2 tRNA genes and 3 rRNA genes are annotated in these 5879 nt (G+C 51.9%); all 5 read right to left on the bottom strand.

Annotated elements, in window-relative coordinates:
- Positions 1–52 precede the first annotated feature (52 nt).
- The 5 genes from rrf to IL355_RS19050 all read right to left on the bottom strand — a co-directional run bounded on the left by rrf (position 53) and on the right by IL355_RS19050 (position 5352).
- A 5S ribosomal RNA gene (rrf, locus tag IL355_RS19070) occupies positions 53–164 on the bottom strand.
- A gap of 129 nt (positions 165–293) precedes the next feature.
- Positions 294–3126: ribosomal RNA gene (locus IL355_RS19065) — 23S ribosomal RNA — on the bottom strand.
- 263 nt (positions 3127–3389) lie between these two features.
- Positions 3390–3463 (bottom strand) — tRNA-Ala (locus tag IL355_RS19060).
- 120 nt (positions 3464–3583) lie between these two features.
- A tRNA-Ile gene (locus tag IL355_RS19055) sits at positions 3584–3657 on the bottom strand.
- Between the two features lie 167 nt (positions 3658–3824).
- Positions 3825–5352, bottom strand: a 16S ribosomal RNA gene (locus IL355_RS19050).
- Together the 16S, 23S and 5S rRNA genes with 2 tRNA genes alongside form the textbook arrangement of a ribosomal RNA operon.
- Positions 5353–5879 lie beyond the last annotated feature (527 nt).

The following is a 5879-nucleotide window of genomic DNA, read 5'->3' as shown; positions in this document are numbered from 1 at the left end:
AGTACACCCCATAAAAAAAGCCCCTTCACATTTTGTGAAGGGGCTTTTGTAAGAAAGGCGGCGACCTACTCTCCCACTTGGTGTAGCAGTACCATCGGCGCTGGCGGGCTTAACTTCCCTGTTCGGAATGGAAAGGGGTGGGCCCCGCCGCCATGGCCACCTAAGTTTTAAATACCTTATAATGACATAATAATGGGACAGTTATGAAGAAAATGTTCATGGATCTTAAAGAAAAGCTTACGACGTAAAGCTGCTTAAAAGGATTCCCGTGCCCCCCGAAGGGGGCAGCGGATTTGCGCAAGCCGTACGGGCAATTAGTACCACTCGGCTACGTACATTGCTGCACTTCCACCTATGGCCTATCGACGTGGTCATCTCCCACGGCCCTTTAAAGAAATCTCATCTTGCGGTTGGTTTCGCGCTTATATGCTTTCAGCGCTTATCCAGTCCCGACATAGCTACCCGGCAATGCCCCTGGCGGGACAACCGGTGCACCAGCGGTCGGTCCGACTCGGTCCTCTCGTACTAGAATCAGGTCCGCTCGAATTTCTAACGCCCGCAGTAGATAGAGACCGAACTGTCTCACGACGTTCTGAACCCAGCTCGCGTGCCACTTTAATGGGCGAACAGCCCAACCCTTGGGACCTTCTCCAGCCCCAGGATGTGACGAGCCGACATCGAGGTGCCAAACCCCCCCGTCGATGTGAGCTCTTGGGGGAGATCAGCCTGTTATCCCCGGCGTACCTTTTATCCTTTGAGCGATGGCCCTTCCATGCGGAACCACCGGATCACTATGCTCTTGTTTCCAACCTGTTCGACCTGTATGTCTCACAGTCAAGCGCCCTTGTGCCATTGCACTCTACGTACGATTGCCGACCGTACTGAGGGCACCTTTAGAAGCCTCCGTTACTCTTTTGGAGGCGACCACCCCAGTCAAACTACCCACCACGCACTGTTCCCTTTTGCAAGGGTTAGGCCCCGGACAAGCAAAGGCTGGTATTTCAACAATGGATCCAACGCACCTGGCGATGCGCCTTCAAATCCTCCCAGCTATCCTACACATTGCTTGACCAAGGTCAATACGAAGCTATAGTAAAGGTGCACGGGGTCTTTTCGTCCCACTGCGGGTAACCGGCATCTTCACCGATACTACAATTTCACCGAGCTCATGGCCGAGACAGTGTCCAGATCGTTGCACCATTCGTGCAGGTCGGAACTTACCCGACAAGGAATTTCGCTACCTTAGGACCGTTATAGTTACGGCCGCCGTTTACCGGGGCTTCAGTTCAATGCTTCATCCCGAAGGAATAACATCTCCCCTTAACCTTCCGGCACCGGGCAGGTGTCAGGCCCTATACTTCATCTCTCGATTTCGCAGAGCCCTGTGTTTTTGATAAACAGTCGCCTGGACCTCTTCACTGCGGCCCCCCATAAGGGGGCGACCCTTCTCCCGAAGTTACGGGTCTATTTTGCCTAGTTCCTTAGCCATGAATCTCTCGAGCGCCTTAGAATGCTCATCCCGACCACCTGTGTCGGTTTACGGTACGGGCCGCACATCTCGCTTTTCTTGGAAGTCGATCCGCAGGATTATCGCCTTGGCCGTAGCCTCGGCGTACTATCGGGGCGTTACCGCTCCCTTCAACGTGCAATTCCGTCTGCACGCACCTACCTCTCGCCTCCGTCACTTTTAATGATGTGCGGGTAGCGGAATATTAACCGCTTGTCCATCCACTTCCCCCTTCGGGTCCGCGTTAGGTCCCGACTGACCCCCGGCTGATTAGCATAGCCGGGGAAACCTTGGTCTTTCGGCGTGCGGGTTTCTCGCCCGCATTATCGTTACTTATGCCTACATTTTCGTTTGTAGCCGCTCCAGCATCCCTCGCAGGTACACCTTCAACGCAACTACAATGCTCCCCTACCCCTTGTATAAATACAAGGCCATGGCTTCGGTAATATGCTTATGCCCGATCATTATCCATGCGGAACCGCTCGACCAGTGAGCTGTTACGCACTCTTTAAATGAATGGCTGCTTCCAAGCCAACATCCTGGCTGTCGGTGCAGTTCCACCGCGTTTTGTCAACTTAGCATATATTTGGGGACCTTAGCCGATGGTCCGGGTTCTTTCCCTCTCGGACATGGACCTTAGCACCCATGCCCTCACTGCGCAGAAACATTTTATAGCATTCGGAGTTTGTCAGGAATTGGTAGGCGGTGAAGCCCCCGCATCCAATCAGTAGCTCTACCTCTATAAAACTATCTACACGCTGCACCTAAATGCATTTCGGGGAGTACGAGCTATTTCCGAGCTTGATTGGCCTTTCACCCCTACCCACAGGTCATCCCAAGACTTTTCAACGTCAACGGGTTCGGTCCTCCACTATGTGTTACCACAGCTTCAACCTGCCCATGGGTAGATCGCACGGTTTCGCGTCTACTGCTACTGACTAAAGCGCCCTGTTAAGACTCGCTTTCGCTGCGGCTCCGGGCCTTAAACCCTTAACCTTGCCAGTAAAAGTAACTCGTAGGCTCATTATGCAAAAGGCACGCCGTCACCCCAATGGGGCTCCGACCGCTTGTAGGCGTATGGTTTCAGGATCTCTTTCACTCCCTTGTTCAGGGTTCTTTTCACCTTTCCCTCACGGTACTGGTTCACTATCGGTCTCTCAGGAGTATTTAGTCTTGGCGGATGGTCCCGCCGGATTCACACAGGGTTTCACGTGCCCCGCGCTACTCAGGATACCGCTATCTTACGGGTCTTTACCTATACCGGGCTATCACCGTCTATGGCCCCTCTTTCCAAAGGGTTCTAGTTCATTACCGTTCGAACATCGCGGTCCTACAACCCCAATATTGCCGGAACAACATTGGTTTGGACTGGTCCGGTTTCGCTCGCCGCTACTCCCGGAATCACTTTTGTTTTCTCCTCCTCCGGCTACTTAGATGTTTCAGTTCACCGGGTTCGCTCGCTTTCGCATGACATGTCTTCAACATGCCGGGTTGCCCCATTCGGATATCCGCGGATCAATTCGTATGTGCCGATCCCCGCGGCTTTTCGCAGCTTATCACGTCCTTCATCGCCTCTGAGAGCCTAGGCATTCCCCATACGCCCTTATCCAGCTTGTCGCCTTCCTTTTGTTTCGCTATTCTATTGCGTACTCTTTACTTTAAAATTCGTGTGTTTTTCTTCAAAGTACACCCTATAAAGAATGTACCCTGTCCCAATATGTCAATGAACTTTTTCAAAATTTTCCGTTTTCGGAGTAACCTACGGTTGCTCCTCGAACTTCAATTTTAAGAATGCATTAAAAGAACCTTGTTCCAGAAACAATAAAAAGCAAGCTTTCTTTTGTTTCCTTCGTTACGATTCTGCTTTTTAAAGCATTCATCGTGGAGAATATCGGAGTCGAACCGATGACCTCCTGCGTGCAAGGCAGGCGCTCTAGCCAGCTGAGCTAATCCCCCATTTACTAGTAGTTAGCAATGAGCAGTCAGTAGTTACTACATAACCACTTTCCCAACTTCCAGAATTTCCTTCAATCTTGTCGATCAATGAACGTATCCACCGCAATTCCTTGCGGATCGTAGTCCCGGGCAGACTCGAACTGCCGACCTCTACATTATCAGTGTAGCGCTCTAACCAGCTGAGCTACGGGACTGTCCCACGACCGCTTGCGCGACCGTAATTTTATCGTTTGATACCTTGGAGACTTTTTTTTTAAAACCTAATGAGGTCCTTTGAAAATTTAACAACAGCTAGGGGACGGGGCACGGTCGGTGCGCCTATCGGCGAAGGTGCCCTTCCGGTCGAACCGGAAAGCTCTAGAAAGGAGGTGTTCCAGCCGCACCTTCCGGTACGGCTACCTTGTTACGACTTAGCCCTAGTTACCGATCTTGCCCTAGGCCGCTCCTTGCGGTGACGGACTTCAGGCACTCCCGGCTTCCATGGCTTGACGGGCGGTGTGTACAAGGCCCGGGAACGTATTCACCGGATCATGGCTGATATCCGATTACTAGCGATTCCAGCTTCACGAGGTCGGGTTGCAGACCTCGATCCGAACTGTGACCGGTTTTGTGGATCCGCGCCTGCTTGCGCAGTGGCTTCCCGCTGTACCGGCCATTGTAGCACGTGTGTAGCCCAGGACGTAAGGGCCGTGATGATTTGACGTCGTCCCCACCTTCCTCGCGGTTTGCACCGGCAGTCCCGTTAGAGTCCCCAACTTTACTTGCTGGCAACTAACGGTAGGGGTTGCGCTCGTTATAGGACTTAACCTGACACCTCACGGCACGAGCTGACGACAACCATGCAGCACCTTGCAAATTGCCCGAAGGAAAATCTATCTCTAGACCTGTCAATATGCATTTAAGCCCTGGTAAGGTTCCTCGCGTATCATCGAATTAAACCACATGCTCCACCGCTTGTGCGGGCCCCCGTCAATTCCTTTGAGTTTCATTCTTGCGAACGTACTCCCCAGGTGGGATACTTATCACTTTCGCTTGGCCGCCCAGTACTCAAGGTACCGGACAGCTAGTATCCATCGTTTACGGCGTGGACTACCGGGGTATCTAATCCCGTTCGCTCCCCACGCTTTCGTCCATCAGCGTCAGTACGTACTTAGTAAGCTGCCTTCGCGATCGATGTTCTATGTAATATCTATGCATTTCACCGCTACACTACATATTCCGCCTACTCCAGTACGACTCAAGACCGCCAGTATCAAGGGCAGTTCTACGGTTGAGCCGCAGACTTTCACCCCTGACTTAACGGCCCGCCTACGGACCCTTTAAACCCAATGATTCCGGATAACGCTCGGACCCTCCGTATTACCGCGGCTGCTGGCACGGAGTTAGCCGGTCCTTATTCTTACGGTACCGTCAGTACCCTACACGTAGGGTGGTTTCTTCCCGTATAAAAGCGGTTTACGACCCATAGGGCCTTCTTCCCGCACGCGGCATGGCTGGATCAGGCTCCCGCCCATTGTCCAATATTCCTCACTGCTGCCTCCCGTAGGAGTCTGGTCCGTGTCTCAGTACCAGTGTGGGGGATCCCCCTCTCAGGGCCCCTACCCATCGTCGCCATGGTGGGCCGTTACCCCGCCATCAAGCTAATGGGACGCATACTCATCCCCTACCGTGACCTTTAACCGTAAACCCCATGCGGGGATACGGTACCATGCGGTGTTAATCCAAATTTCTCTGGGCTATCCCGCAGTAGGGGGCAGATTGTATACGCGTTGCGCACCCGTGCGCCGGTCGCCGGCGGAAAAGCAAGCTTTTCCCCGCTGCCCCTCGACTTGCATGTGTTAGGCCTGCCGCTAGCGTTCATCCTGAGCCAGGATCAAACTCTTCATCGTTGATTCGTATATATATTCGCGCCAACGCCGATAAGTCCTCCCGGCCCCGTCTCTCTATCTGTGTTATCTTATTTCAAAAATACTCTTGGTTAGCTCGCCTGCTCCGATCCCATTTCCGGACCTTCGCGGCTCGCTATGTCTCCTCAGTATGTCAATGAACTTGTCTGTGTTCCGCCCCTTTCGTTTCAGCCGTTGCGGCGTCTGTTTCTCAAAGCGGGTGCAAATTTACAACTGTTTTTTTAACTCGCAATATTTTTCGAAACTTTTTTTCTAAAATATTTTTTTGACCTGAACAGCTTCCAAATGAACGTCCCGTCGCGAACTTTTTTCCTCGTCGCTAAGGGGCTGCAAATGTAAGACCGTTTTTCGATCCCGCAAGCTTTTTCCGAAACTTTTTTTCCCGAAGGAAAAAAACGAAAAAAAACAACTTTCAATGAGCGTCCAAAACAACAACCTTCGTTGTTTTTCGGGCTGCAAATGTAACACCATTTCCCATCCCCGCAACTATTTTTTCAAGGTTTTTTTTA

It is taken from the genome of Euzebyella saccharophila (genome assembly GCF_014855495.1).
Taxonomy (GTDB): domain Bacteria; phylum Bacteroidota; class Bacteroidia; order Flavobacteriales; family Flavobacteriaceae; genus Euzebyella; species Euzebyella saccharophila.
The sequence above is the reverse complement of the archived record's forward strand: the minus strand, read 5'-3'. Positions and strand labels throughout refer to the sequence as shown.